Source organism: Novosphingobium sp. MBES04 (assembly GCF_000813185.1).
Classification (GTDB): domain Bacteria; phylum Pseudomonadota; class Alphaproteobacteria; order Sphingomonadales; family Sphingomonadaceae; genus Novosphingobium; species Novosphingobium decolorationis.
The window spans coordinates 1,325,067-1,351,518 of the sequence record NZ_DF850489.1; the positions used below are offsets into that span (position 1 = coordinate 1,325,067).

The following is a 26,452-nucleotide window of genomic DNA, read 5'->3' on the forward strand; positions in this document are numbered from 1 at the left end:
GGGGCGGTTTCGTTTGGGCATTGTCGAAATGTCAGAGCGTGGCCGGTTCCAGGCTTTGGGCGAAGGCGGCCAGCAGGTCGGGATCGAAATTGCCGCGTGCGCGGCGCATTTCGTCCAGCGCCAGCGCGCTCGACCAAGCCTGCTTGTAACTTCGCCTTGAAATCAGCGCGTCGTAGACATCGCAGATCGTCGCGACCCGAACCGGCTCGGCGATGTCCTTCGCGATCAGCCCGCTCGGATAGCCGCTGCCATCAAGCCGTTCATGATGATGACGGCAGACCGCGATCACCAACGGGCTCACCAGCCCCCAGCGCTCCAGCAGCACGCAGCCGTTCTCGGCGTGCCCACGCATGACCATTGCCTCTTCGGAATCAAGTCGCCCTGGTTTGTTGAGGATCTCCGACGGGATGGTCAGCTTGCCGATATCGTGCAGGAGGCCCGCAAGCCCCATCTCCAGGACGTATTCACGCGGGCAGTCCGCATGATGGGCAAAATTCATCATGAGGCACGCGACGGCGAGCGCGTGCGAGCGAACTCCCTCGCGCCCGAAATGATCGTGCACCGAGCCCAGGATGCCTTCGCGGCTTTCGCGCAGCCAGCGCTCCATCAGTGCGACGAGATGGCGGGCCTCGTTCAAACCACATGGCTGGGCGTTCAGAATTTCCTGCGCAATCGCGCCGACGCGTTGGCGCAGCTCAACGCGAATTTCCAGTTCGGTTTCCGGCCGCCAGGGCATGACCTCAAGCCAGTCCTGGCGGCATCTGGGTCCGCTTTCCGCAATCCAACCACCGCCAAACGCCATAAGTCCTGCTAGTTCCGCACCTTGATCATCAAGGCACGGTCCAACCACCATACCCGCGTTTACAAAGCCTTAATGGGCAAGCCTTGCCGCAAGGCCTTTGCAGATCCTGAGAACCAGTTGCAGCCGCGATAGCCGCCGACGCGAAGTCAGCCGTGCACCCAGTCCTGCTCGTCAATGCCCAGCAGGCGCAGAACATCGGTGAGGTCGCCCCGGTCGATCCAGCCATTGGCGGCAAGGCGCGCCTTGGGCTTGGCGTGGTAGGCGATGCCGTAGGTCGAGGCCTCGAGCATCGGAATGTCGTTGGCACCATCGCCCGTTGCAAGACTGGGTACGAAGTCGCCGCCTTCACCGGCCACCGCCGCGATTTCGGCCAGCAAAGTGGCCTTCTTGACCGAACTGTCGACCACGGGCCCGGCCAGTTCGCCGGTCAGCTTGCCATCGGCGACCGCAAGGCGGTTGCCCACGACGTGCTCGAAACCCAGCATCGCGGCGATGGGATCGGCGAAGTGGTGGAAGCCGCCGGTGACGAGCACGGTGCGACAGCCGAACTTCTTGAGCGTTTCGACCAGCGTCTTGGCGCCGGGCATCGGGCGGATACGCTCGGCAAGGCAATCGTCGACCGCGGTCTGGCGAAGGCCCGCAAGAAGACCCACGCGCTCGCGCAGTGCCGATTCGAAATCAAGCTCGCCCTGCATCGCACGCTCGGTGATGTCGGCAATCCGCTCCTTGAGCCCGGCAAAATCGGCCAGCTCGTCGATGCACTCCTGCCCGATCATCGTCGAATCCATGTCCGAGATGAAGACTTTGGGCAGGATCGGCTCATGGTCGGTGACAAGGCCATCGCTCGCGCCGAAGTGCGCATCCAGCGCACCGCGCAGGACATCCGCGCCGTCGTCGGGCGAGGCGATCTGGAGCGTCTTGTCACAGAAGTCGAGCATCGCCGCCGAGGCCAGGCGCACCCCGCCCTTCTCCATCTCGGCGCGTACGGTGTCGATTTTTGCCGAGAGATTTTCTGCGTCTGCTATCAGCCGGGCAATGAGCACTGCCAAATTCCTTGATGCGAAATATGATTCCAAGGCCGGGGACCGGCCGCCGCTGGCGCTCATTGCAGGGCCGACGGCCAGCGGCAAGAGCGATTGTGCGGTAGCCCTGGCCCAGGAACTGGAGAAGCGCGGCCGCAGCGGCGTGGTTCTCAACGCCGATGCCTCGCAAGTCTACGCCGACATACCGATCCTGAGCGCCTGCCCGACTGAGGAAGAGCGTGGCGGGATCGCGCACCGCCTGTTCGGCACCTGGGACGCGGCCACGCCCTGCTCCGCCGCCGATTGGGCCAAGGCCGCCCGCACGGAAATTGCCGGGGCCCATGAGCGCGGCGCCGTCCCGATCCTTGTCGGCGGTACCGGCCTCTATATCCGCACCCTGCTGGATGGGATCGCCCCGATCCCGGCCATCGACCCCGCTGTGCGCGCGGAAGTGCGCGCCCTTCCCGTTGCCGAGGCGCACGCTGCACTGTCCCGCGAAGACCCGGCGCGCGCCGCACAACTCGCCCCGGCAGACACCACCCGCGTGGCGCGCGCACTGGAGGTCGTGCGCTCCACCGGCCACCCCCTCGCCCATTGGCAGGAACGCAAGGAAGGCGGGATTGCCGACCAGGTCACGCTCTTCCCGGCCATCCTCATGCCCGAACGCCAGTGGCTCTACGAACGCTGCGACCTGCGCTTCACGCGCATGGTCGAGGCCGGCGCCCTCGCCGAAGTCGAGGCGCTAATGGCGCGCCAGCTTGATCCCGACCTCCCCGCGATGCGCGCGATCGGCGTGCCCGAACTGGCGGCCCATCTGCGCGGCGACATCACATGCGAGGAGGCCATCACACGCGGCGCACAGGCAACGCGGCGCTACGCCAAGCGCCAGTTCACCTGGCTGCGCCACCAGCCCCCGGAAGACTGGTCCCGGATTGAATCTGAAAATTACACCCTAAAGTCCATTTGCGATATTTTATTTCGACGTTTTGGGTTGACGTGATATTTCGCAATGCCTAAAGGCTGCCTCGTCAAGCCCTCGGAAGTTGGGCTCGGAGGAGAGGATGACCCGGCGCGGCGATTGCCGTGCCGGGTCCGCTTCTTTGGAGGGAAATCCTCCTGACTTATCCATCTCGCGGCGCCCGGTTTTTCGGGGCCCCGAGGCAAAAAGGAACGTGTTGTGAGTGACGAGCGCAGCGGCGCGAACATCCTGGTCGAAAGCCTGGTCCGGCAGGGCGTCGAATTCGTATTCGGCTATCCCGGCGGGGCGGTTCTCCCGATCTACGATGCCCTATTCGGCGATGAACGCCTGCGTCATATCCTTGTGCGGCACGAAGCCGGCGCGGCCCACGCAGCCGAAGGCTATGCCCGTTCAACCGGCAAGCCCGGTGTCGTGCTGGTCACGTCTGGCCCGGGCGCGACGAACGCCATCACCGGCATTGCCGATGCGTACATGGATTCGATCCCGCTCGTTGTCATCTCGGGCCAGGTTGCGACCAACCTGATCGGTTCGGACGGCTTCCAGGAAGCCGACACGGTCGGCATCTCGCGCCACTGCACCAAGCACAACTACCTCGTGAAGGATCCGGCCGACCTCGCCGCGATCATCGACGAGGCGTTCCAGATCGCGACGACCGGCCGCCCCGGCCCGGTCCTCATCGACATCCCCAAGAACGTCCAGGTCGCCACCGCCACCTGGAGCGACGCGCCCGTCCAGCGCCGCGACCGTTACGCGCCCCGCCTGCGCGCGGACACCAATGAGATCGACGAAGCGATCGCCATGATCGCCTCGGCCCGCGCGCCCGTGCTCTACACCGGCGGCGGCGTCATCAACTCGGGCCCGCACGCCACCGCGCTGCTGCGCGAGCTGCAGGCCAAGACCGGCGCGCCCGTCACCTCGACCCTGATGGGTCTGGGCGCTTTCCCGGCGGACCACGCGGACTGGCTCGGCATGCTGGGCATGCACGGCACCTACGAGGCCAACCTGGCGATGAACCAGGCCGACCTCATCGTCTGTGTCGGTGCGCGCTTCGATGACCGCGTGACCGGGCGTCTCGACGCCTTCGCGCCGAACTCGAAGAAGATCCACATCGACATCGACCGTGCCTCGATCAACAAGATCGTGCCTGTCGACCTGCCGCTCGTCGGCGACTGCGGCGAGATCCTGGGCCAGCTTCTCGAAGCCTGGGGAACCCGCGCGCCGCAGGACCTGTCGGGCTGGAAGGCCCGGATCGACACCTGGCGCGAACGCAACAGCCTGGCCTATCCCGGCAATACCGCCGCGATCATGCCCCAGCACGCGGTCGAACGCCTATTCGAGCTGACCAAGGCGAAGGACCCGATCATCGCCACCGAAGTCGGCCAGCACCAGATGTGGGCGGCGCAGTACTTCCACTTCTTCGGCCCGAACAAGTGGCTGACCTCGGGTGGCCTGGGCACGATGGGCTATGGCCTGCCCGCCGCCATCGGCGCGCAGCTCGGCAACCCCGACAGCCTCGTCATCGACATCGCGGGCGACGCCTCGATCCAGATGAACATCCAGGAGATGGGCACCGCCAGCCAGTACCGCCTGCCGGTCAAGGTGTTCATCCTCAACAACGAATGGATGGGCATGGTCCGCCAGTGGCAGGAGCTCACCTATGAGAGCCGCTACTCGAACTCGTACTCGAGCAGCCTGCCCGACTTCGTGACGCTCGCCGAAGCCTATGGCTGGAAGGGTATCCGCATCGAGAACGAGAGCCAGCTCGACGCGGGCATCGAGGAAATGATCGCCTACCAGGGTCCGGTCATCGTCGATTGCCACGTGGCCAAGGAATCGAACTGCTTCCCGATGATCCCCTCGGGCGCGGCCCATACCGAGATGATCCTCTACGGCGATGCCGTGGCCGGTACCCTCGACGATGCCGCCAAGGCGCTCGTCTGAGCGCGCTTGCGAACCCAGGAATACGGACAATGATGCACATCAAGCAAGAGGTCGAGGAACGGCACGTCCTGACCGTCATGGTCGACAACGAAGCCGGTATCCTTGCCAAGATCGCCGGGCTGTTCACCGCGCGCGGCTACAACATCGATAGCCTTACCGTGGCCGACATCACCGAGAACCACTCGGTGAGCCGGATCACCATCGTCACCCACGGCCCGCCGAGCCAGATCGACCAGATCCACGCGCAGCTCGAACGCCTCGTGCCCGTGCACAAGGTGGTCGACCTTACCGAAGCGGGCCCGCACGTGCAGCGCGAACTCGCGCTCATCAAGGTGGCGGGCGTGGGCGAGAAGCGCGTCGAGGCGCTGCGCGTCGCGGACGTGTTCCGCGCCAAGGCGGTGGACACGACCACCTCCAGCTTCATCTTCGAGCTCACCGGTAGCCCGGAGAAGATCGACAGCTTCGTCGCGATCATGCGCGAACTGGGCCTTGTCGAGGTGGGCCGCACCGGCATCGTCGCGATGATGCGCGGCGCCGAGGAAGCCTGACCAATTAATCCCAACTTCGCGTCGCACCGCACTTGATTGCGGGCAGGCGGTCGATAAACCGCGACGCAGGATCGAAAGCGAGCTGGCCGTCCCATCCGCACAGGACGCGCCCGAGCACCAGAAGGAAAGCCAGATGAAAGTCTATTACGACGCCGATTGCGACATCAACCTGATCACCTCCAAGAAGGTCGCGATCCTGGGCTACGGCAGCCAGGGCCACGCCCACGCGCAGAACCTGCGTGACAGCGGCGTCAAGGACGTGGCGATCGCGCTGCGCCCGGGTTCGGCTTCGGCTGCGAAGGCCGAAGGCGCGGGCTTCAAGGTCATGGCGAACGCCGAAGCGGCCGCCTGGGCCGACGTGCTCATGATCCTCGCGCCCGACGAGCACCAGGCCGCCATCTACGCTGCCGACCTGCACGACAACCTGAAGCCCGGCGCTGCGCTCGCCTTCGCCCACGGCCTCAACGTCCACTTCGGCCTGATCGAGCCGCGCAAGGACATCGACGTCATCATGATCGCGCCCAAGGGCCCGGGTCACACCGTGCGCGGTGAATACCAGCGTGGCGGCGGCGTGCCCTGCCTCGTCGCGGTCGACCAGGACGTCTCGGGCAACGCCCACGACATCGCGCTGGCCTACGCATCGGGCGTCGGTGGCGGCCGTTCGGGCATCATCGAGACCAACTTCCGCGAAGAGTGCGAAACCGACCTCTTCGGTGAGCAGGCTGTCCTGTGCGGCGGCACCACCGCTCTCGTCCAGGCCGGTTTCGAAACCCTGGTCGAAGCCGGTTATGCCCCGGAAATGGCCTACTTCGAGTGCCTTCACGAGCTCAAGCTGATCGTCGACCTGATGTATGAGGGCGGCATCGCCAACATGCGCTACTCGATCTCGAACACCGCCGAATACGGCGACATCAAGACCGGTCCGCGTCTCATCACCGAAGAGACCAAGAAGGAAATGAAGCGCGTTCTGGAAGACATCCAGTCGGGCCGCTTCGTGAAGGACTTCGTCCTCGACAACCGCGCCGGCCAGCCCGAGCTGAAGGCTTCGCGCAAGACCGCGCAGCGCCACCCGATCGAGGAAACCGGCGCCAAGCTGCGCGCCATGATGCCCTGGATCGGCGCGAACGCCCTGGTCGACAAGACCAAGAACTGATCGCGCTGCGTCCCTCCGGACGCCGCATCGCGACACTTGCAGACCCGATCCTGTTCGCGCAGGGTCGGGTTTGTGCTTTTCCGGGTTCTGCACGCACGCAGCCAGCGCCCGTTCAGCAGCCCCTTGCGAAGGATCGCGAATGACACGCAACCACCGCCGCCTCGCCGCCCTCATGGCCGCTCTTGCCCTTCCCCTGATGGCCCTGCCCGCCTGCTCGGCCTCTTCGCAAGGAGGCCCCGACATGGCCGCGACCCCCACCGATCCGACACCGGCGGCATCCCGCGATGCCTCGCCCATCGGCCCCGAGCCTGAGGCGCTGTGCGGTGTCGAGCTGTTCGAACGCCACGTCGGGGAAGAGGCCTCCGAAGCGCTCCTCGCCTCGATCCGCGAAGCGCGCGGCAAGAAGCCCATGCGGGTTCTTCCGCCGGGCTCGGTCATGACCATGGATTTTCGTCAGGACCGCCTCAATATCCTGACCGATGAGGACAATATCATCACCACCATGCGCTGCGGCTGATCTGTCCCCACGCCCGGTTCTGCCGCCACGCGGACAGATGCGCGGCGCGCGGCGCGGCGTGCGGATTTGGCGCAATCAGACCCTTTACATTGCGCGCAGCAGTGCCCATAGGCTTGGGCATGACTCGTCGTCTTGGCCTTCTCCTGCGACTTACGCGCCCTTGGGCGTGAGCTTGCGTGCTGCCCTGACAGCGCGCACGGCGCTCAAGGGGACCTGAGAAAGACGCGCGCTGGACCCAAGGTCCGCGCCGCGCAAGGCCAGCAAGACACATTCCGAACGAGACACACCCATGACAATGCTGAAAGACCCCTCGGTCAAGTACCGCCCCTTCCCGCAGATCGACCTGCCCAGCCGCCAGTGGCCGTCGCAGACGATCACCAAGGCGCCGCGCTGGCTCTCCACGGACCTGCGCGACGGCAACCAGGCCCTCATCGATCCGATGGGCGCGGAGAAGAAGACCCGCTTCTTCGACCTGCTCGTCAAGGTCGGCCTGAAGGAGATCGAGGTCGGCTTCCCCAGCGCGGGTGCGACCGAGTTCAATTTCATCCGCGGTCTCGTCGATTCGGGCCGCATCCCCGAGGACGTGCTGGTCCAGGTCCTGACCCAGTCGCGCCAGGATCTGATCGAGAAGTCGTTCGAAAGCCTCGCGGGCGTCCATGAGGCGATCGTCCACGTCTACAACGCGGTCTCGCCGCTGTGGCGCAACGTGGTCTTCAACATGGACCGCAAGGACGTGCGCGGCATTGCCGTCAACGGCGCGAAGATCATCCGCGACCAGATCGCCAAGTACCCTGAGACCAAGTGGAACGTGGAGTACAGCCCCGAGACCTTCTCGACGGCCGAACTCGATTTCTCGATCGAGTGCTGCGAGGCGGTGATGGAGGTTCTCCAGCCCACCCCTGAGAACCCGACCATCCTCAATCTGCCGGCCACGGTCGAGGCGGCAACGCCCAACATCTACGCTGACCAGATCGAGTACTTCTGCAACAATCTGCCCAACCGGGAAAGCGCGGTCATCTCGCTGCACACCCACAACGACCGGGGCACCGGCGTGGCCGCGGCGGAACTGGGCCTGATGGCGGGCGCGGACCGTGTCGAGGGCTGCCTGTTCGGCAACGGCGAGCGCACCGGCAACTGCTGCCTGGTGACAGTTGCGATGAACATGTACACGCAAGGCGTCAGCCCCGAGCTGGACTTCTCGAACATCGACGAGGTGATCCAGACGGTCGAGTACTGCAACCAGCTCAAGGTCCCCGAACGTCACCCCTACGGCGGCGAACTGGTCTTCACCGCGTTCTCGGGCTCGCACCAGGACGCGATCAAGAAGGGCTTCGCGGCCAAGGAATCGCGCAACGACGAAATCTGGGCCGTGCCCTACCTGCCGATCGATCCCGCGGACCTCGGCCGCGACTACGAGGCGGTCATCCGCGTTAACTCGCAGTCGGGCAAGGGCGGCTTTGCCTGGGTCATCGAGCAGGACCAGGGCCTCAAGCTGCCCAAGCGGATGCAGGCGCACTTCTCCAAGCACGTGCAGAACCTGGCCGACGAACTGGGCCGCGAGCTGCAGGCGGGCGACATCTGGGACGTGTTCCGCACGGCCTACCGCCTCGATGCGCCGCAGCGTTTCCAGCTCATCGACTGGGACGAGGCGCGCGGCAGCGACGGCACCCGCGTCTTTGCGGGCAAGATCGGCGTCGATGGTCAGGAACAGTCGGTCTCGGGCCGTGGCAAGGGCCTGATCTCCTCGATCGTGGCGACCCTCGATGAGGGCTTCGGCGTCAAGCTCGACGTGCGCGACTACGCCGAGCACTCGATGGGCAAGGATTCCAACGCCCGCGCCGCCGCCTACGTGGAATGCGTAACGCCCGAGGGCCAGGTCATCTGGGGCGTGGGCATCGACGAGGACGTGGCGACCGCCAGCGTGCGCGCGGTGCTGAGCGCGGCCAACGCCGTCGGCGCCTGATCGCTCCGCCATCCCTATCGCAGAAAGGCCGGGAGAGCAGGCGCTCTTCCGGCCTTTCTCGTAGGCCGCGCCCGCGATTTTTCCTTCCCTATACGTAAAGCAATCTCGACAGTCCGCTCCCGCCCGCCTATCCTCGTGAGCAAAGCATATGTTCTGGAAGAGAGATTGCCCGTGACTGGACCCGACAGCGGCGCTGCAGCGCGCCTTCGCGCCAAGCTGCGCCTGCCCGTGATTGCCGCCCCGATGTTCCTGGTGTCCGGCCCCGAGCTCGTGATCGCGCAAGTCCGCTCCGGCATCGTCGGCAGCTTTCCCTCGCTCAACGCCCGGCCCGTCAGCCAGCTCGACGAGTGGCTTCATCAGATTACCGAGGAAACTGCGGGGTGCGAGGCTCCCTTCGCGGTCAACATGATCGTGCACAAGTCGAACGCGCGGCTGGAGGAAGACCTCGCCGTCCTCGAGAAGTGGAAGGTGCCGCTCGTCATCACCTCGCTCGGCGCCAATGCCGAGCTGAACCAGGCCGTCCATGGCTGGGGCGGGTTGGTCCTGCACGACGTGATCGACGACCGCTTTGCCCGCAAGGCCGTGGACAAGGGCGCGGACGGCCTCATTGCGGTCGCGGCAGGCGCTGGCGGACATGCCGGGCGCCTCTCCCCCTTTGCTCTGGTCCAGGAGATCCGCAGCTGGTTCGACGGCCCGCTTGCCCTGTCCGGCTCGATTGCCAATGGTTCGGCCATCCTGGCCGCCCAGGCCCTGGGCGCCGACTTCGCCTATATCGGCACACCCTGGATCGCGACCGAGGAAGCCCGGGCCGTTCAGGGCTACAAGGATGCCATCGTGGCGGGCTCCGCCTCCGACATCGTCTATTCGAACCTCTTCACAGGCGTTCACGGCAACTACCTGCGCCCCTCGATCGTGGCGGCCGGGCTCGACCCCGACAACCTGCCCGAAGGGGACCGAAACCAGATGAACTTCGGCTCAGGGGGGAATACCGCGGCCAAGGCCTGGAAGGACATCTGGGGCGCCGGGCAAGGGATCGGTGCCGTCGAGGCCGTGGAAAGCGTCGCTGCGCGCACCGAGCGCCTCGAACGCGAATATCAGGAGGCCCTGGCCCGCCTGCGGGCTCGCACCGGCATGGCCTGAACTGCAGGCTCGGCGGTTTCTGGAAGCACGGCAGGGACAGGCGTTGCCGCCCAGAGGGATTCGGCCACTTCATCAAGCTCGGAGAAGTCGCGCGTGGCCGGGTCATAGCGGTTCAGCAGTGGACGCGTATCGAGCAGGAAGCGTCGCAAGGCACGCTGCAAGAGCGCAAGGCGCATCTGCGCCTGACGGGCCGCCTGTGCGGGATCGCGGCTCCGCTGACGGGCCCAGTCCGCCTCGATCTGCCCCACCCGCAACGTGACGAGCTCGCTGTAACGCCGATGCGGCCCTCGATGGAGCGGCAGCCCAAGCCGCAGCGCCGCCACTTCGCGGCAGGGCAGCAGCAGGCCGTTTTCGCGAAAGTCCTCGAAGCGGGCATGATCATCACCGATTTCGCGAAACATGCGCTCAAAGCTGGTGCGGGCCAGCAACTGGCGCGGCAGGAGGTGATGGCGCTGGAGGGCAGGATCGTATCCCGGCGCGTTCTGGCGGTTGACCGATCGGAACGCGAGGAATTGACGCCTGCCACCCTCCCGCAGGGTCATTCAGAGCGCCACGCCCAGATCTTGCGCCCCTGCCCGGCCGGTTCGAGGACGAGCTGCTCGCCGCCGATGGAGACGTCGACCTCGCCTGGAGGCACGCCGTTTGCGACAAGGTAATCGACCAGCCGCACCGCCAGCTTGATATCCGCCACGGGATCGCCCTTGGGCCCGGCTTCGAGCTGCATTTCCGCGCCGGTAAAGAAGGCCAGTCCCTCGCTCGCCACGCTGCCATCGGGCGCACGCGCCAGCGAGGTCAGCCCCAACGCCGGAAAAGCTCCGCCCGCCAGCCAGTTGAGAACGAGGCGGGCAAAATAGGCCGGCTCCATCGCGCTGCGGGCCGGAGGCCAGAGCACTTCCCGAAGCGGCAGATGCAACGCCAGGTTTGCCGCCAGCCCGGCCATGGTGCGAATGACCGGTGCCAGCCCCGCTCCGGCCGCGATGTGGCCCGCGGGCCCCAGGATCACGGCTTCGCCCGGCATGGTCGGCGCGTCCTTGCCCGCCGGAGCAAAACCATATCTCTGGGAAGACGCTGGCAGCGGTCCGGCCTCGGCGGGAGCAAGCCCGCGCAAGTCGAACGTCAGGCCGCTTGCGAGGATTTCCACCCAGCCTTCCTCGGCCGGGGGCTCATGGCTCAGGCGCGCGACAAGTCCGTCGTTGCCCCCCTCTTCGACAATGCGGCGTATGGTGGCAAGATCCGGACGCGTTCCGGGCGCAAAGACGAGCGCGAAGGCCTCGTCCGCGACGGGCCAGGCCCTGGTTGAAACGCTCGCTTCCACCGCTCTTGCCGTCCTCCCGGGCCCCCGAACCGGATTGGCGCAAGGCCGACCCTCGCTGTCCAATAGGCCACAACTGGCCCCCGTTCGTCGAGTCTCTTGCGCACCTTCGTCTCAGGACGGGTCAGAAGACACCCATGGCAAGCCCGGTGGCAAGCGCCTCGCCCATCTCCCGGGATGCCGCGAGCGAGGCCTGCGGCACCGTCTTGGGCGCCAGGATTTCCTCGGGCGTCTGCGCCCCCAGGTCGACGATCATCCCCTCGGCCACACGCTTCAGCCGCCAACCCGTGGCGATGCGCTCGATCTGGGCCTGCGCCCCATGTCCGTCCGAACCCGCCGCGATCACCGTCGCATAGCCCCGCCCCTCGATCCGGCCGAGCACCGGGTAATAGGCCTGGTCGAACATCTCCTTCATCTCGCCCGTCATGCTGGCCAGGTTCTCCGGGCAGACGAAGACGTAGGCCCCGGCCTCCAGGATATCCTCTGCCGTCACGTCCCGGGCCCGGATACGGCGCACAGCGGCGCCATCTCCGGCGCGCAGCGCCCCCTCTTCCAGCGCCTGCGACAGCGCGCGGGCCGCCCCTGTCCGGCTGTGCCAGATGATCGCCAGATGGCTCATTGCGGGGTGTACTCCTCATGCCCGGGTGTTGGCGGCGTGAACGCTCTTTACCGTTGCCACGCGGTACGTGTAACCGCAGCGCCATGGCTTCGCGACCTTCAACCGTTTTCGGCATCGAGCGCTCCCTCACCGGCAAGTCCTGGCTCTGGCGTGGGGGAAACATGGACATCTCGCAAGGGTTCGGAAGCCCCGGCGGGCTGGAGGACGACATCGTCACCCAGCTCCTCCTCTCGCGCGGGGTCGATCGCAGCGACCTCGACCGCCATCGCAATCCTTCGCTGCGCGCTTTCCTGCCCGACCCCTCCGAGTTCCAGGACATGGACGTGGCCGCGGCGCGCCTGGCCGATGCGGTCCAGAAGCGCGAGGCGATCACCGTCTACGGTGACTACGACGTCGATGGCGCAACCAGCGCGGCGCTGCTGATCCTGCTGCTGCGCCGCCTGGGTATCGAGGCGCGCTACTACATCCCCGACCGCCTGCTCGAAGGCTACGGCCCTTCGGGCGAAGCGCTGGTGCGCCTGGGCAAGGAAGGCTCCGATCTCGTCGTCACGGTCGACTGCGGCGCGATGGCCCACGAGGCGCTGGCGATGGCGAAGGACGCCGGGCTCGACGTCGTCGTGGTCGACCACCACAAGTGCTCGCCCGAGCTTCCCAGAACGGTCGCGCTGGTCAATCCCAACCGCCTTGATGAGAGCGACCTTGCCGCCTCGCACGGCAATCTCGCGGCCGTAGGCGTTGCCTTCCTCCTGGCCATCGCGACCGTGCGCACACTGCGTGCGCGCGGCTACTTCCAGGAGAGGCGCGAGCCCGATCTCTTCGCCCTGCTCGATCTCGTCGCGCTGGGCACGGTGGCGGATGTCGCCTCGCTTCACGGCCTCAACCGCGCGCTTGTCGCCCAAGGGCTCAAGGTCATGGCGAGGCGCGAGCATATCGGCATGTCTGCGCTGATCGATGCGAGCCGCCTCAGCCGCGCGCCCACCTGCTCGGACCTTGGCTTTGCCCTTGGCCCGCGCATCAACGCCGGCGGGCGCGTGGGCGAATCGACGCTGGGCGTGCGCCTTCTCACCACCACCGACCCGCACGAGGCCGAGCAGATCGCCGCCCAGCTCTCGCACCTCAACGACGAGCGCCGCGCGATCGAGCAGGCCGTGCAGGAAGCCGCCGAGGAACAGCTGGCCCGCCAGGACAACCGGTCGGTTCTCGTCCTCGCCGGCGCAGGCTGGCACCCCGGCGTCATCGGCATCGTCGCCGGGCGCATCAAGGAGAAGACCGGAAAGCCTGCCCTTGTCATCGCGCTTGAGGCTGACGAGGCGGGCAACGGCAAGGGATCGGGCCGCTCGATCGCAGGTGTGGACCTGGGCGCGGCGATCATCGCCGCGCGCGAGGCCGGCCTGCTGGTGGCGGGTGGCGGCCACGCGATGGCCTGCGGCCTGACCATTGCGCCGGACAAGCTGGAGGCCCTCTCCGACTGGCTCGACGACAGGTTGGCCGGAGACGTCGCCCGCGCCAGCGCCAGCCAGTCGATTCGCCTTGATCTGGCGCTCTCACCGGGCGGGCTTACGCCCGATCTTGTCGAAACGCTCGACGGCGCAGGCCCTTACGGCATGGGTTGGCCGGGCCCGCGCGTGGCCGTGGGGCCCGTGCGCGTGTTCAAGGCGGACGTTGTCGGCAAAGACCATGTGCGCCTGATCGTGGGCGGTCAGGATGGCGGGCGCTTCAAGGCCATGGCCTTCCGCGCGGCCGAGACGGACATGGGCCAGGCCCTCCTCCACGGCAGCGAGGGACGCCGTCTGTGGCTCGCCGGACGGACCAAGATCGACGATTGGGGCCCCCGTCCCCAGGCCGAACTCCACATCGAAGACGCCGCCTTTGCCGACTGACTTTGCAGAATTTTTGCAGGAATTTCATTTTTCGCCAACGATAGGGGTTGACCGCTCATGGGACCCCCGCTAGAGGCGCGGTCCTGCCACCGGCGCAGCACGGTTTGGCCCCTTCGTCTAGCGGTCTAGGACGCGGCCCTTTCACGGCTGAAACACGGGTTCGAGTCCCGTAGGGGTCACCATTTCGGTGCTGTGCCTGGCAGGTTTTAAAATGGCTTAACGGCCCCTTCGTCTAGCGGTCTAGGACGCGGCCCTCTCACGGCTGAAACACGGGTTCGAGTCCCGTAGGGGTCACCAAGCTTTTTTGAAACGCCTTACATGGCCTTCGTGGCCCCTTCGTCTAGCGGTCTAGGACGCGGCCCTTTCACGGCTGAAACACGGGTTCGAGTCCCGTAGGGGTCACCACTTCTTCTCCCGGCCACAGTGCCGGTTCGGGTGCGATAAAGCCCCCCTCCCCCTCACATTCTGAACCTCGTCCTACCGGCATGCCGTAGCGCCCATCGTGCGCCGCGCCTGGTCCAGATGCAGGTGGTTGGCGTGCGCGGCGTTGTAGTCGGGCGAAAGCACGGTCGCAAAGGGCCCGCAGGCCGCATCGCGCACCGCGTGGAGAAACGCCGCCTTGCCGCCGCTTTTCTCCTCCCAGTCATCGAGTACGGTGACGCGCGTGCCATCCTCCAGGACGAAGCCCGCAATGTCGATGGCGTTGCCGGTGGCGTGCTCGCTCCAGTTTCCCTCCTCGCCACCGCCGATCCGGCGGCAGTTGTAGGTTCCCATGTGCTCGATCCGGGCGACACCCTGCCCCAGATGCGCGCGCGCCGCCGGTTCGATGCCATGGCGCAGCCAGCGCGCGAAGGCCGCATCCACCGCGCAGGTCGCCTGCGCCGTGGAGGGACGTAGCCCAAACCCCAAGGCGGAGACCGAGGCCAGTTGCTGGCGGTCCGCGCGCCGACAGGCACCGTCGCCGGTAGCGGGCAGAATTTCAGGGACGATGGCGCTGCGCTCCAGAAAGGCGGCACATGCCCTGGGATCGTCACGCAGGGCCGCGAGCTTGAGCCCGGTCGCCCAGCCCTCGGGCTGGTCAAGCGTCAGCGGCGCACGTGGGTCGTGCTCGGGGTGATCGGCAAGCCAGGCCAGCCCGGCCGCCACAAGGCACACCAGCGCCAGGAGAACGAGGGCAATCCGGTCGAGAGGCAGGCGGCCAAGAAACGAGGACATGGCCCTTACAAGCCTTGTCGCGCCGCTTTGCTCCCGCCCGGTGTGTCCTGCAGGTGGCGGTCTCAGTCGCTCAGCATGGCCACGACGAACCAGGACAGGCCGGTTGCGGCCAGGAACAGGGGCCAGGACCAGAAAAAGGTATGGCCGTCGATCGACGCGCGCTCAAGCAGGAGCACGCCGCCGCGCATGCCCTGCGAGCCCAGGATACCCGCCACGACCCAGGTCAGCAGCCCGGCCGGAAAGAACGCCTTGATAAGCGCCACGTCGCAATCTCCTCCTTCAATTCCCCGGCTAGACATGCGCCCAAGTGGTTAACGTCGTGCAAATACATAACGAACGATAGCGAAATTCAATGAAAGTCGCGTGACTTGGGGATCACGCGGACATCGCGCGGGTGGCTGCGATGGTAGCCGCAGTCGCGGTTGCCCGGCCCCGGCGCGCGCCAGGGCTCGACCGGCGCGAAGGCCTCCCCCGATCCGTCGCCTCGGGCCCCGGCCCTGTCCATCTGCTCGGCGCGGCTCGGCAGCGGTTTGGTCACATGATCGGCGCGCGCCGGAGAGGCGGGCAGAAGGTCCTCGGACAAGCGGTGCAGGTCCTGCGTCGCGTCGGTAAGGTGCGCGGCGATGACGTGGATCACCTCGTCGTCGTATTCCACCCGCCCGCGCACTTCCATGACGCGCGCGCCCATGATGACGCGGCGCTGCTTCTCCATGAGATCGGGCCAGACCACGATATTGGCCACGCCCGTCTCGTCCTCCAGCGTGATGAAGCACACGCCCTTGGCGCTCCCCGGACGCTGGCGGATGAGGACCACGCCCGCGACCTTGACCATCGCGCGGAACTTGCGCGCGCGCAGGTCCGCGCAGCGCACGAAGCCGCGTTCGGCCAGAGATGCCCTCAGGAAGGCCATGGGATGCGCTTTCAGGCTCAGGCGCTGGGTCTGGTAGTCGGCGACCACTTCCTCGCTGAGAGGCATGCCTGGAAGGCGTGTGGGCGATATCTCGGCCCCCTCGTCCCGGGCCGCCGCCGCCGCGAAGAGCGGAAGGTCGGGCGCGGCGATCAGGCTGCGCGCCTCCCACAGGGCCTGGCGGCGCGGCAGGGACAGCGAGGAGAAGGCATCGGCCGAGGCCAGTTTCTCGACCAGGGGTGGCCCCAGATGCGCCCGCTCGCGCAGGGCCGCAACGTCGGCGAAGGCCCCGCCAGCGGTCCGCGCGGCCACCAGCTTGGCCGCGGCGTGTTCGGGAAAACCGTCGATCTGCCGCAGGCCCAGCCGCAGCGCCACGCGTCCACCGTCCCTGGGAGAACCCTCCAGCGTGCAGTCCCAGTGCGAGTGGTTCACATCCACGGCACGCACCTCCACCCCGTGCTCGTGTGCGTCGCGCACGATCTGCGCGGGCGCGTAGAAGCCCATGGGCTGCGAATTGAGGAGCGCGGCGGCAAAGGCCGCCGGGAAATGGCATTTCAGCCAGCTCGACACGTAGACAAGGTGCGCAAAGCTTGCCGCGTGGCTTTCGGGAAAGCCATATTCACCAAAACCCTTGATCTGGTTGAAGCAGCGCTCGGCGAAATCGGGATCGTAGCCGCGCGCGACCATGCGCCCGACCATCATGTCCTCCAGTTCGTGGACCATCCCGCGCGAACGGAAGGTCGCCATCGCCTTACGCAGCCGGTTGGCCTCGGCGCTGGAGAACTTCGCGGCATCGAGCGCGATCTTCATCGCCTGCTCCTGGAAGATCGGAACCCCCAGCGTGCGCGCGAGAATACTGGTCAACTCGTCTGGGGGACCATGCGCGGGCGCAGGCGCGGGGATCGCCACCGCCTCCTCGCCGCGCCGCCGCTTGAGGTAGGGATGGACCATGTCGCCCTGGATGGGGCCGGGGCGCACGATGGCGACCTGGATGACAAGGTCGTAGAACTCGCGCGGGCGCAGGCGCGGGAGCATGTTCATCTGCGCGCGGCTCTCCACCTGGAACACCCCCAGCGAGTCTCCCTTGCGCAGCATCGCATAAGTCTCCGGGTCCTCGCGCGGGACCGTGGCCAGCGTCAGGTCGCGGCCATGGTGCGCCCCCAGCAGGTCCAGGCACTTGCGGATGCAGGTGAGCATGCCAAGCGCCAGGACATCGACCTTGAGAATGCCCAGCGCGTCGATGTCATCCTTGTCCCACTCGATGAAGGAGCGGTCCGCCATGGCCCCGTTGCCAATCGGGACGGTCTCGCTCAACGCCCCCTGGGTGAGAATGAAACCGCCCACGTGCTGCGACAAATGACGCGGCATACCAATCATTTGCTCGGTCAACTTGAGAACACGCCGCAAGTGTGGATCGGAGAGGTCCATGCCCGTCTCGTTGACGTGTTTCTCGCCGATTTCCTTGCCGTAGCCGCCCCATACCGTGCGGGCGAGCGCGCTCGTCACATCCTCGGTCAGGCCCATCGCCTTGCCCACATCGCGGATCGCCATGCGCGGACGGTAGTGGATGACGGTGGCGCACAGCCCCGCGCGGCGGCGGCCGTAGCGCGTGTAGATGTACTGGATCACCTCCTCGCGCCGCTCGTGCTCGAAGTCGACGTCAATGTCGGGCGGCTCCTTGCGCTCCTCGGAGATGAAGCGGTCGAAGAGCAGCGCGTGCTTGGCCGGATCGACCGCGGTGATCTCAAGACAATAGCAGACCGCCGAATTGGCCGCCGAGCCGCGCCCCTGGCACAGGATCGGCGGCTCCTGCCCGCGCGCGAAGTCGACGATGTCCTTGATCGTCAGGAAATAGCGCGCCAGCCCCATCTTGCCGATCAGCGCCAGTTCGCGGTGCAGCGTGGCGTCCACCGCCTCGGGCGTACCTTCGGGGTAGCGCCGCGCCGCGCCCTCCCAGGTCAGGAGCTCAAGCTGCGCCTGTGGATCGCGCCCGCCGGGACAGATCTCCTCGGGGTACTCGTACTGCAGTTCCTCCAGACTGAAGGTGCAGGCATCGGCGAAGTCACGCGCGGCATGGATCGCGTGGGGCCAGCGCGCAAAGAGCCGCTCCATTTCGGCCGGGGACTTGAGGTGCCGCTCGCCATTGGGCTCCAGCGCCAATCCGGCGCGCGCGACGGTGGTCCTGTGACGGATCGCGGTCATCACGTCGTGCAGCGGACGGCGCTCGGGCGCGTGATACAGCACGTCATTGGTGGCGAGCAGCGAAAGCCCTGCCTCGCGTGCCAGCGCATCCAGCTGGGCAATGCGCGCCACATCATCGCCGACATGGAGGTAACAGGCGGCAATATGCCCCAGCGTGGGAAGCCGGGCGGCAAGATCGGGCAGCAGCTCGCTCAGCGTGCCTGTGCGTTCGTGGACGACAGGTGCCGCCTCGCCCTCCCCTCCAAAGGCAACCACATTGCTTTCGACGGCAATCGTGACGCGCTCCTCCAGGTCGCGCGGCGGCACCAGCACGAGGTGGACACCCTCCCCCCGCGCGGCCAGCATCGCCAGCGAAATCTCGCACACGCCCTTGTCCTGCCACTCCCCCTCCAGCGTCCCCATGCGCCCGGCCGAAATCAGCGCGCAAAGCCGCCCATAGGCCGCGCGGTCCTGCGGATAGGCTAGGAAGGTCAGCCCCTCGACAGTCTCGATCCGGCACCCGATGACGGGGCGCAGCTTGAGCGCGCGGGCCTCGGCGTGGATACGCACGACGCCCGCCATCGAGTTGACGTCGGCAATGCCGATGGCATCGTAGCCCAGCTCATACGCGGTCTCGACCAGGCTCACCGCATCCGAGGCCCCGCGCAGGAACGAGAAGCAGCTCACCAGACCCAGCTCCACGAAGGAACTGCGCGCAGGCGGCTCCACGCTGTCGGGATCGACAGTCACGCGGCGGCGGTCAGGGGTCAGCGGAGCTTCGGGCATGGTATACGAACGCAATCACGAAAGGAACAATGTTCCTTATATGTTCTCATTCAGCCCTGCGCCAGCCCGGAACCTAGGAATACGTGGCGATCGTCGCGGCCATCTCGTCGAAGCGCACCCAGGCGGCCACCGCCAGCGCCGCTGTCAGCAGGCAGGTCACGCAAATGGCCAGGCTTCCGCGCGAAAGTGGGTTTGGACGCAAGGGAAGCAAGGTCATCACCGCCACGCCCAGCGGCAGCGCCACGGCGCCCGGCATATCCGGCCCCACCCCCTGCATCAGCAGGAAGCCCAGCGTCAGGCCGTATCCTAGGCTCACGGCCGCCACCACGCCATCCACCACCAGCGCAAGGCCAGCAGGAACGAAACGCCGCAGCCCGGCGGCAAGGCCCGTCAGCATGAGCGGGATCGTCAGCGGATAGGCCGCCACCGGCGCGAGCGCCTGTGCCGCGCATCCCAGCAGCAGGATCGGCACCATCGCCCCGACGTCGCCGCTCACGCCCCGAGGCTTGCGGCCGAACGTCGCCACAGCCAGCGCCACGGCGGCCAAGGCGACCATGGCCTGAAGGCGGGGGATCGCGGCCAGCCTGTCATAGTAGTTCGCCCCCTCGCCCGAGACCGAGAGCATGTTGAGGCCCGTGAAAACCAGCGCGGATCCGACCAGCAGCACCAGCATCCGCACCAGACCGCCCAGCGCCGCGCGCCCCTCGACACGCCCCGCGAGCGCCAGCCCGCCGCCCGCCACCGCGAGCACCAGCATGACCCAGCCCCAGACAGGCGCATAGTCGAGCACGAAGAGGCCAAAGACGTCGAAGAAGACCCGCCCGGGGGCAGGCTGGGGGAGGTGTTCCGCGCCCAGCAGCGCCCGGGTCAGGCCCAGCGTCTGCCCGCCCATCTGCTGAAGCGCGCCCCGGTCCAGGTTGTCCGCCGTCGCCTGGGGCGAATGGTAGAGCTCGGGCCGCCCGATGAAGGCGAAGTTCCAGGCCGCGTAATCGCGCTCAAGCGCAACGGTAAGATCGGTGTCGTTGGGCAGGAAGGCATAGATGAACGTGGACAGCGAATCCCCGCCCGGATGCGGTGCCGCCTTCGCCCAGAGACGCGCCACTTCGCCATTATCCCGCGAGGTCTGGAACATGCGGGCCACACCCCCGCCGCCCCGCGCCTCGAGGTTGATGATCGCACCGATCCGCTCGGCCTCGGGCGCGGCTTCAAAGAACATCCTGGCTCCGCGAAGCCCGGCCTCTTCACCATCGGTCAGAAGAACGTAAAGACTGCGCGCTGGAGCAGGCCCTGCCTTCAGAGCCCGCACGGTTTCAAGGATCGTGGCTACCCCGGCTCCATCATCGGCTGCGCCGGGCGAGCCTTCAACGCTGTCGTAATGCGCCATCAAGGCCACCCCGGGCAGCGAGGGATCGCGCCCGGGAAGCTGCGCGATGACGTTGATGAGCGGAATGTCCGCTCTCTCCAGTCCCGCCCTCGCGTCGAGGTGCTGGCGGCCCAGATCGTCAAAGGCGCCCGCCTGTTCACGCACCACCAGCCCCTGTTCGCGCAGCTGCGCGCCCAGCCAGGCACGTACCTGCGCAATTTCGGCGGATCCGCTGGGGTGCGGTCTCCGGGCAATCCGCTTAACATGGACCATGGCCCTTTCGGCCGAGAACGCCTCGGCCGGAGTATCCTGCCCGCGCGGGAACGGAGGCGTAGTCCCCACGATCGCCAGGACCAGAGCGCACAGGACTGCGCTGCATAACACCAGAACCTGCTTCAACGGCGCACTCCCCTCAAGTGCGCCGTTTGTCCTGCCTCGGGCGCAAGGCTGTCAAGAGCCCCCGCCCTTGCGCCGGACGTGTCAGGGAATGAGGCGATCCTCGCGCAACTTTGCAAAGAGATCGAAGAACGCCTCGTCGGTGGCCTCATACCCGGTGAAGCCCAGCTTTCGGCTCTTGCCCATGTCGGTGACGACCTCGATGGGACGCCCCAGGTCAGCATCGGTGTGCCAGGGGGAGGCCAAGCGTGCGAGGTCGCTTTCGACAAGGCCATGGCGCGCCGCGATATCGGTCCAGATGTCCGCGTCGTGCGCCATCTGCTCTTCCAGCGGGCGCACGGTGCCATCGAAGGGCGCAGCCTCGATGCCGAACCACTGCGCGATCCGCTCCCACATCCAGCTCCAGCGAAAGACATCGCCGTTGACGATGTTGAAGGCCTCGTTCGCCGCAGCGGGCGTGGTCGCGGCCCAGACCAGCTGGCGGGCCAGCTGGCGCGCATCGGTCATGTCGGTGAGGCCGTTCCACTGCATGGCCGACCCCGGGAAGGTGAAGGGACGCCCCGTTTCGCGGCAGATCGTGGCATAGACAGCCAGCGTGGTGCCCATGTTCATGGCGTTGCCCACGGCCTTGCCGATCACCGTGTGCGGGCGGTGGACCGACCAGGTGAAGCCATCCCGCTCGGCCGCGGCGAACAGCTCGTCCTCCTGCGCGTAATAGAAGTTCTCGACATCGAGCCGCCCCTGGTCCTCGCGGAAGGGGGTCTTGGGCAGGTGGCCCTTGCCGTAGGCTCGAACGGCCCGAGGTAATGCTTGAGCCCGGTGACCAGCGCCACGTGCCGCGCGCCGTGGGCGGGAGGCAGCGCGGCAAGCAGGTTACGCACCATCGCGCCGTTCACACGGATGTTCTGTGCCTCGCTGTCCCGGCGCAGCCAGGTGGTGAGGAAGACGGCGTCGGGATGGATGTCCGCCAGCGCAACCTTCGCCGCTTGCGGGTCGAGCAGATCGGCCGCGACCGGCGCCACGCCGTCCTGTTCCTGCGGGCGGCGGGCGAGGCCATGGACCTTCCAGCCTTCGGCGACGAGCTGGCGCGCCACGGCGCTGCCGGTAATGCCAGTTGCGCCCACCACGAGTGCAGTGCGGGTCATGCAATTCTCCGTTTCTCAGCTTTGCAGGTTTACCTTGGCCCCCGATCTAGGCAGGAACGTGCCGAGCTTCCAGAAGGCACCATTTCGGGACATAGGCACCAGGAGGTAACCACCCATGCAACCGGGCACACCCGAGGACCAGTGGCGCGAGGACTGCGCGCCGCGCCGGGTCCTTGAACTCTTCGCGACCAAGTGGACCAGCATGGTCCTGCACACGCTGCACTCCCGCCACGAAGGGGCAGCGCGCACCGGCGTGCTCTTGCGCAGCCTTCCTGGAATCTCCAAGAAGATGCTGACCCAAACCCTTCGAGACATGGAATATTCTGGTTTGATATCACGCCACGTTCAGGGCACCATCCCGCCCGCGGTCGAGTATCGCCTGACACCGCTCGGCCTGCGCTTCGTGGAGCCGGTCGAACTGCTCTATGGTTGGGGCCGCGAGAACGCGGACGCCCTCGACGAATTGAAACAAAGGCCGACCTCGCGCCGTTGAGCGCGCGTCCGTTGCCACCTACGAAAGACGTTCCCATGCGCCAGGTTCTCCGCCAGCACCCTGCCCTTCGCGACGATATCGGTGATCTCACCACGCGCCGTCCGCTGCCGAGCCGCGATCTGCCCCAGCTCGATCCGTTCCTGTTCCTCAACCACCATGGCCCGCAGGTCTACGCCCCCGGCAACCATGGCCTCCCCTTCGGCCCGCACCCCCACCGCGGCTTCGAGACGGTCAGCTTCATCCTGAAGGGCGAGATGGCGCACCTCGACAGCGGCGGGCACGAAAGCGTGATCGGCGAAGGCGGGATCCAGTGGATGACGGCGGGCTCGGGGCTCGTCCACGCCGAGATCAGCCCGGAGAGCTTCAAGCAAAGCGGCGGCCCGCTCGAGATCCTGCAGCTGTGGGTCAACCTGCCCGCCCGCCTCAAGATGACGCAGCCCGCCTATACCGGCCTGCAGCGCGCGGACATTCCGGCCATCGCGGTGCCGGGCGGGACAGTGAACCTGATCTCGGGCGATTTCGAAGGGCAGAAGGGTCCCTATGCCTCGCTCACCGGCGTCGCGATGATGACGGTGGAACTGGAGGCCGGGGCTACGCTGGCACTGCCCGCCCCCTCGACGCGCTCGGTGTTCCTCTATGTCGTGGCGGGCGAGCCCGTGGTCGGGGGCACTGCGTGCCGGGAAGCGCATCTCGTCGAACTCGACCAGGGCGGTGATGCCGTCGAGGTCTCGACGCACGGCCCCGTAACCCTGCTTTACGGGCACGCCGATCCCATCGGCGAACCCGTCGTGGCGCATGGCCCCTTCGTCATGAACACCCGCGAGGAAATCCACGCCGCGATCCAGGACTATCAGGCGGGCAAGTTCGGCGCGATTGCCGGGTAATCCGGCAACGCGCCTTCAACGCAGACGCCGCCTGTCGAGCGCGATCCCGGCGAGGTTCTGCCCTCGCCGGATCCAGCGCACACGCAGCGAAGGACCTCCCGCGACGAGTTCGCGCAAGCGCGTGGCGTGGGGCTCTCGCCCCAAACCACCGTCCAGCACGGCCTGCGCCTCGTTCACCACGGCCAGCGCATCGCCGAGCAGGACCACGTCCTCAAGGCCGATCCGGCAGGCCAGATCGAGCGCCTCCAGCAGCGCCAGCCACTCGGCATCGAAGCTGCCTCCCTCACCCATGTCGTCGAACAGATGCGCCTCGCCGCGCACCACGACCGCCGCTTCCATCCGGCCCGGATTGGGACGGCAACCGCCGTCGAAATAGATCTTGGTCCTGCCTCCTGCCATGGCGCCCTTTACCGCGTGGACCGCGCGTGCGCGAGCCCCCTCTTCCAGGGTCGCCGAATGCGGATCGGGCCAAGTGCAACCCAAAGAAAGAAGCATTTTTCAAGGGGCCATCGCCCCTTGACCCCAAAATCGGCGACCTCGCCTTTCTCAGCCAGGGTGGCGCGCGCAAGGTGAGCTAGACAGGTTGGGGAGCCCGAGGGCGATGGCCCTCGGAAGATTCCTTATTAACTTGAAATATAAAATTCAAATACCTGAAAAATATAGATTTCAAATCTATCCAAACACCCCCTGCAGGAACCACGCCGGGACACCCCCGCGCCCGTCGCCGACAACGCCGCTGCGGTAGATCCAGTAACGGCGACCTGTGGCATCCTCGATCCGGTAATAGTCGCGCAGGCGCACGGCACCGCGTTCGCGCCACCATTCCGGGGCGATGCGCTCGGGTCCTTCGGAGCGCAGCACATCGTGCGTTGCGCCTCGCCAGCGAAAACGTCGGGGCAGGCCGTCCGGGGTCTCGTAGATCACCGATATCGGCTCAGGCTTATCAAGTATTTTCAATGGCCTAATCTTGAAATCGGATGCACCTTGCGAAGTCTTGAGGGGAGCCAGAGGCTCCTGCCAGCGCTGCGCACGTTCGGGCATGTGGCTGGCAAAGGGAACCGGGCGGCGCACCGCCTCGGCCCCGAGGCGCACGGTCAGGCGGTCTACGCAAGCCGCAAGACTGGTTCCGCGCGCCTCGCCTTCCTCGCCCGCCTGTTCGAGATCGCGCTGGGCCAGATCGAGCGGCTCGCACCAGGACGCGCGCAGGCGCACCATCTCGATCCCGAAGCCGGCATCGACATCCTCGATCCGCCGCGCGAAGAGCCCCGCCAGATGCGCGGCCGTGCGCGAGGGTGCCGCCATCTCGACCTTGCGCACGACGAGTTCGCCATCCACTTTCCAGAGGCCCAGTTCGAGCCGCCGTGCCCCTTCCCCCCGGCCTTCGAGCACGCGCTCCATATCCCCCGAGAGATCCCGCACCACCTGCTCCAGAAGGGTCAGATGGCGGATCGGTTCGAGCAGGCGGCGCTGGACAAGCGGGGCGTGGGTGACAAGCACGGGCAAGAGCGGCTCGGGCACGCGGCCCAGCAGCTGGTCCATGCGCATGAGCGGGTTGGCGCTGGCCGAACGGCGGTTGCGAAAGCGCCGCACCAGTGCGTCACGCGCCACGCCGTCCAGATCCCCCAGCCGCTTGAGCCCGAGCCGCCGCAGCACGGTCAGCACGTCCCCGTCGAGCCGGAGCGCGGCGACGGGAAGGCTGGCGAGGCGCTGGACCGGATCGTCCCCTTCACGCAGGATCGCGCCGTCCGGGCCATGGTGCGCAAGCGCCCAGGCGGCTCCGGCAGTGGGCGCGATCGCCATGCGCGTTGCCAGCCGGCGGCGTGCAAAGGCGGTGCGGGCATCGGCCAGCAGCGCCCCCTCCCCCCCGAACAGGTGCGCGACCCCGGTTACGTCGACCAGCAGGCCATCGGGGGGATCGAGCGCCGACCAAGGGCCCCAGCGCAGCGCCCAGCCCGCAAGCTTTTCCAGAAACGCCAGATCTCCTGCCGGATCAGACGGCGCCACGGCGAGGTCAGGACAAAGCGTGCGCGCATCGGCCAGCATCATGCCCGCCTGCGCGCCCGCGGTGAGCCCCGCCGCGTTGGCCGCAGCAATGCGCGGCCCATGCGCGGTCTCGGCGATCAGCGCGAGCGGGCGGGCATCGGCCCCCTCCCCTTCGGCGAGGCCTTCGCCCAGCCGCCAGCGGTCGAGCGCCAGAACGCGCAGCCAGATGCCGAGGATACGGCGGGAGGAGGCTCCTTCCAGCATGGCGCGTCAGGCCCCGCCGCCTCCCTTGGCGCGCGCCAGGGTGTTCTGCAGTTCGGGCGCCGCGCCGCCGGTTTCGGCCACCAGCCGTCCATCCCCGCGCAAAAGCCACTGGCCCGGGGGATGGCGCCGCGCGCGAAAGAGTTGCGCCTGCCAGCTCGGCGCGCCGGGTGCATGCGCGTTCCAGCGCGGCGCAAGCGATGGCGCGGAGGTAACCTCCCAGCGCATCCGCGCCGAAGACAGGTCGCGCCGGGCATCGAGCCGCACCAGCCAGAACGGCACACCGTGGCGCTCCGCGGCAAGACCCAGACGGCGCGAGGCGGTCATGTCGAGAGCGCGCGGATTGCCCGAAATCTCCCCGATGACGAAGGCAAGGTCGCGGCAGCGCAGCCCTTCCTCAAGCGCGAAGAGCGCATCTTCCGGGCTCTTCACGGCGACGTGGATCAGGCGGTCGCGCAAGCTCTCGGGAAGCCCGGCCCGGTAGGGGCGTCCGCTGCGGGCCAGGGCCTTGCGGTCCTGCACCCAGAGCCACATGCGGGTATCGGGCGTGTCGGCCAGCGGATCGGGCGCGCGGGCCTGCTGGCGATCAAGCGCAAGGGCAAGGGCCAGAGCGGCGCCCGCGCCCTCATCGCCCGAAGCGAAGATCTCACCATGCGCGGTGGCTTCCCCTGCCTGTCCCGGCGTCCATCGCGCGCCCTGCTGCTCGCCCAGACGGGTGGCGCCAAGCTCGGCGGCGGTCGGCAGGGACAGGGGCGGATGCGAAGTCATGGCAGAACACCGTTACGGGAACAATGTTCTTATTATGTTCTCATTTAGGCGCGTTTGCAATCGCCTTGCTGTGCGCAAGGGTGTGGAGATGCGTGTGGATAACCTGTGCGCACACTTGGGATATCGTCACCGCGATTTCCCTCCCCGCACGAAAAAGGGGGCGCCGAAACGCCCCCTTTTCCTGTTTCGAAACC

Annotated in this window: 22 protein-coding genes, 3 tRNA genes and 1 pseudogene; 13 read left to right on the forward strand and 13 right to left on the reverse strand. The window is 67.0% G+C overall.

What is annotated here, in order from left to right; translation table 11 throughout:
- Positions 1-31: 31 nt before the first annotated feature.
- A complete protein-coding gene (locus tag MBENS4_RS19695) occupies positions 32-736 on the reverse strand; it encodes an HD-GYP domain-containing protein (RefSeq protein ID WP_052322558.1) in 705 nt (234 codons plus the stop codon).
- Between the two features lie 212 nt (positions 737-948).
- Complete coding sequence (gene serB, locus MBENS4_RS19700; protein ID WP_039393918.1) at positions 949-1,845, reverse strand: phosphoserine phosphatase SerB; 897 nt, start codon at positions 1,843-1,845, stop codon at positions 949-951.
- Between serB and miaA the strand changes: the two genes are divergently transcribed.
- The 7 genes from miaA to MBENS4_RS19735 all read left to right on the forward strand — a co-directional run bounded on the left by miaA (position 1,838) and on the right by MBENS4_RS19735 (position 10,065).
- On the forward strand, positions 1,838-2,824 hold the full coding sequence (miaA, locus tag MBENS4_RS19705) for a tRNA (adenosine(37)-N6)-dimethylallyltransferase MiaA (protein WP_039395581.1): 987 nt from the start codon (positions 1,838-1,840) through the stop codon (positions 2,822-2,824). The two genes, serB and miaA, sit on opposite strands and share 8 nt — an antisense overlap.
- Positions 2,825-3,001: 177 nt before the next feature.
- On the forward strand, positions 3,002-4,744 hold the full coding sequence (gene ilvB / locus MBENS4_RS19710) for a biosynthetic-type acetolactate synthase large subunit (protein WP_039393919.1): 1,743 nt from the start codon (positions 3,002-3,004) through the stop codon (positions 4,742-4,744).
- Between the two features lie 29 nt (positions 4,745-4,773).
- The gene (gene ilvN / locus MBENS4_RS19715) at positions 4,774-5,292 is read left to right on the forward strand and encodes an acetolactate synthase small subunit (protein ID WP_039393920.1); all 519 of its coding nucleotides are present in this window, start codon (positions 4,774-4,776) and stop codon (positions 5,290-5,292) included.
- An 82-nt stretch (positions 5,293-5,374) separates the two neighbouring features.
- Entirely contained in the window at positions 5,375-6,445 is a 1,071-nt protein-coding gene (gene ilvC / locus MBENS4_RS19720; protein WP_255352694.1) for a ketol-acid reductoisomerase, read from the forward strand.
- Positions 6,446-6,584: 139 nt separating this feature from the next.
- Entirely contained in the window at positions 6,585-6,962 is a 378-nt protein-coding gene (locus tag MBENS4_RS24375; protein WP_052322559.1) for an I78 family peptidase inhibitor, read from the forward strand.
- Positions 6,963-7,251: 289 nt separating this feature from the next.
- Positions 7,252-8,925: a 2-isopropylmalate synthase gene (leuA, locus tag MBENS4_RS19730; protein ID WP_039393925.1), complete on the forward strand. Its 1,674-nt coding sequence runs from the start codon at positions 7,252-7,254 to the stop codon at positions 8,923-8,925.
- A gap of 243 nt (positions 8,926-9,168) precedes the next feature.
- Positions 9,169-10,065 (forward strand): nitronate monooxygenase, encoded by an 897-nt coding sequence (locus MBENS4_RS19735; protein ID WP_052322664.1) that lies wholly within the window; start codon positions 9,169-9,171, stop codon positions 10,063-10,065.
- Here the strand turns inward: MBENS4_RS19735 and MBENS4_RS19740 are convergent.
- The 3 genes from MBENS4_RS19740 to MBENS4_RS19750 all read right to left on the reverse strand — a co-directional run bounded on the left by MBENS4_RS19740 (position 10,020) and on the right by MBENS4_RS19750 (position 11,996).
- Positions 10,020-10,607, reverse strand: coding sequence for an AHH domain-containing protein (locus tag MBENS4_RS19740; protein ID WP_084592253.1), 588 nt, complete (start codon positions 10,605-10,607; stop codon positions 10,020-10,022). The two genes, MBENS4_RS19735 and MBENS4_RS19740, sit on opposite strands and share 46 nt — an antisense overlap.
- Positions 10,604-11,380 carry a hypothetical protein gene (locus tag MBENS4_RS19745; protein ID WP_039393926.1) on the reverse strand — a complete coding sequence of 259 codons (777 nt, stop codon included), beginning with the start codon at positions 11,378-11,380 and terminating at the stop codon, positions 10,604-10,606. Before MBENS4_RS19745 ends, MBENS4_RS19740 begins: the two co-directional genes overlap by 4 nt.
- A 121-nt stretch (positions 11,381-11,501) precedes the next feature.
- On the reverse strand, positions 11,502-11,996 hold the full coding sequence (locus MBENS4_RS19750) for a flavodoxin family protein (protein WP_039393928.1): 495 nt from the start codon (positions 11,994-11,996) through the stop codon (positions 11,502-11,504).
- Positions 11,997-12,079: 83 nt separating this feature from the next.
- On the opposite strand from MBENS4_RS19750, the gene recJ reads away from it, so the two are divergent.
- The 4 genes from recJ (at position 12,080) to MBENS4_RS19770 (ending at position 14,281) form a co-directional block, all read left to right on the forward strand.
- The gene (recJ, locus tag MBENS4_RS19755) at positions 12,080-13,876 is read left to right on the forward strand and encodes a single-stranded-DNA-specific exonuclease RecJ (protein WP_039393929.1); all 1,797 of its coding nucleotides are present in this window, start codon (positions 12,080-12,082) and stop codon (positions 13,874-13,876) included.
- A gap of 106 nt (positions 13,877-13,982) precedes the next feature.
- Positions 13,983-14,058 (forward strand) — tRNA-Glu (locus MBENS4_RS19760).
- Positions 14,059-14,097: 39 nt separating this feature from the next.
- A tRNA-Glu gene (locus tag MBENS4_RS19765) sits at positions 14,098-14,173 on the forward strand.
- A gap of 32 nt (positions 14,174-14,205) precedes the next feature.
- Positions 14,206-14,281: transfer RNA gene (locus MBENS4_RS19770), tRNA-Glu, on the forward strand.
- Between the two features lie 72 nt (positions 14,282-14,353).
- Here MBENS4_RS19770 and MBENS4_RS19775 read toward each other — a convergent pair.
- From MBENS4_RS19775 to MBENS4_RS19795, 5 genes and pseudogenes are all read right to left on the reverse strand, one after another.
- Complete coding sequence (locus MBENS4_RS19775) at positions 14,354-15,091, reverse strand: extensin-like domain-containing protein (RefSeq protein WP_039393930.1); 738 nt, start codon at positions 15,089-15,091, stop codon at positions 14,354-14,356.
- A 62-nt stretch (positions 15,092-15,153) separates the two neighbouring features.
- Positions 15,154-15,354, reverse strand: coding sequence for a hypothetical protein (locus MBENS4_RS19780; protein ID WP_039393932.1), 201 nt, complete (start codon positions 15,352-15,354; stop codon positions 15,154-15,156).
- Between the two features lie 86 nt (positions 15,355-15,440).
- On the reverse strand, positions 15,441-18,965 hold the full coding sequence (locus MBENS4_RS19785) for an error-prone DNA polymerase (protein ID WP_039393934.1): 3,525 nt from the start codon (positions 18,963-18,965) through the stop codon (positions 15,441-15,443).
- A gap of 73 nt (positions 18,966-19,038) precedes the next feature.
- The gene (locus MBENS4_RS19790; protein ID WP_144401013.1) at positions 19,039-20,727 is read right to left on the reverse strand and encodes a M20/M25/M40 family metallo-hydrolase; all 1,689 of its coding nucleotides are present in this window, start codon (positions 20,725-20,727) and stop codon (positions 19,039-19,041) included.
- An 81-nt stretch (positions 20,728-20,808) separates the two neighbouring features.
- Positions 20,809-21,869: pseudogene (locus tag MBENS4_RS19795) on the reverse strand (SDR family oxidoreductase).
- 115 nt (positions 21,870-21,984) lie between these two features.
- Between MBENS4_RS19795 and MBENS4_RS19800 the strand changes: the two are divergent.
- Positions 21,985-22,362 carry a winged helix-turn-helix transcriptional regulator gene (locus MBENS4_RS19800; protein ID WP_039393936.1) on the forward strand — a complete coding sequence of 126 codons (378 nt, stop codon included), beginning with the start codon at positions 21,985-21,987 and terminating at the stop codon, positions 22,360-22,362.
- A gap of 35 nt (positions 22,363-22,397) precedes the next feature.
- Positions 22,398-23,246: a pirin family protein gene (locus MBENS4_RS19805; RefSeq protein ID WP_039393937.1), complete on the forward strand. Its 849-nt coding sequence runs from the start codon at positions 22,398-22,400 to the stop codon at positions 23,244-23,246.
- 15 nt (positions 23,247-23,261) lie between these two features.
- On the opposite strand, the gene MBENS4_RS19810 is transcribed toward MBENS4_RS19805, so the two are convergent.
- The 3 genes from MBENS4_RS19810 to MBENS4_RS26930 all read right to left on the reverse strand — a co-directional run bounded on the left by MBENS4_RS19810 (position 23,262) and on the right by MBENS4_RS26930 (position 26,258).
- Positions 23,262-23,645 (reverse strand): reverse transcriptase-like protein, encoded by a 384-nt coding sequence (locus MBENS4_RS19810; protein ID WP_039393938.1) that lies wholly within the window; start codon positions 23,643-23,645, stop codon positions 23,262-23,264.
- A 273-nt stretch (positions 23,646-23,918) separates the two neighbouring features.
- Positions 23,919-25,493 (reverse strand): DUF6504 family protein, encoded by a 1,575-nt coding sequence (locus tag MBENS4_RS19815; RefSeq protein WP_039393940.1) that lies wholly within the window; start codon positions 25,491-25,493, stop codon positions 23,919-23,921.
- 6 nt (positions 25,494-25,499) lie between these two features.
- On the reverse strand, positions 25,500-26,258 hold the full coding sequence (locus MBENS4_RS26930; RefSeq protein ID WP_242405023.1) for a hypothetical protein: 759 nt from the start codon (positions 26,256-26,258) through the stop codon (positions 25,500-25,502).
- Positions 26,259-26,452 lie beyond the last annotated feature (194 nt).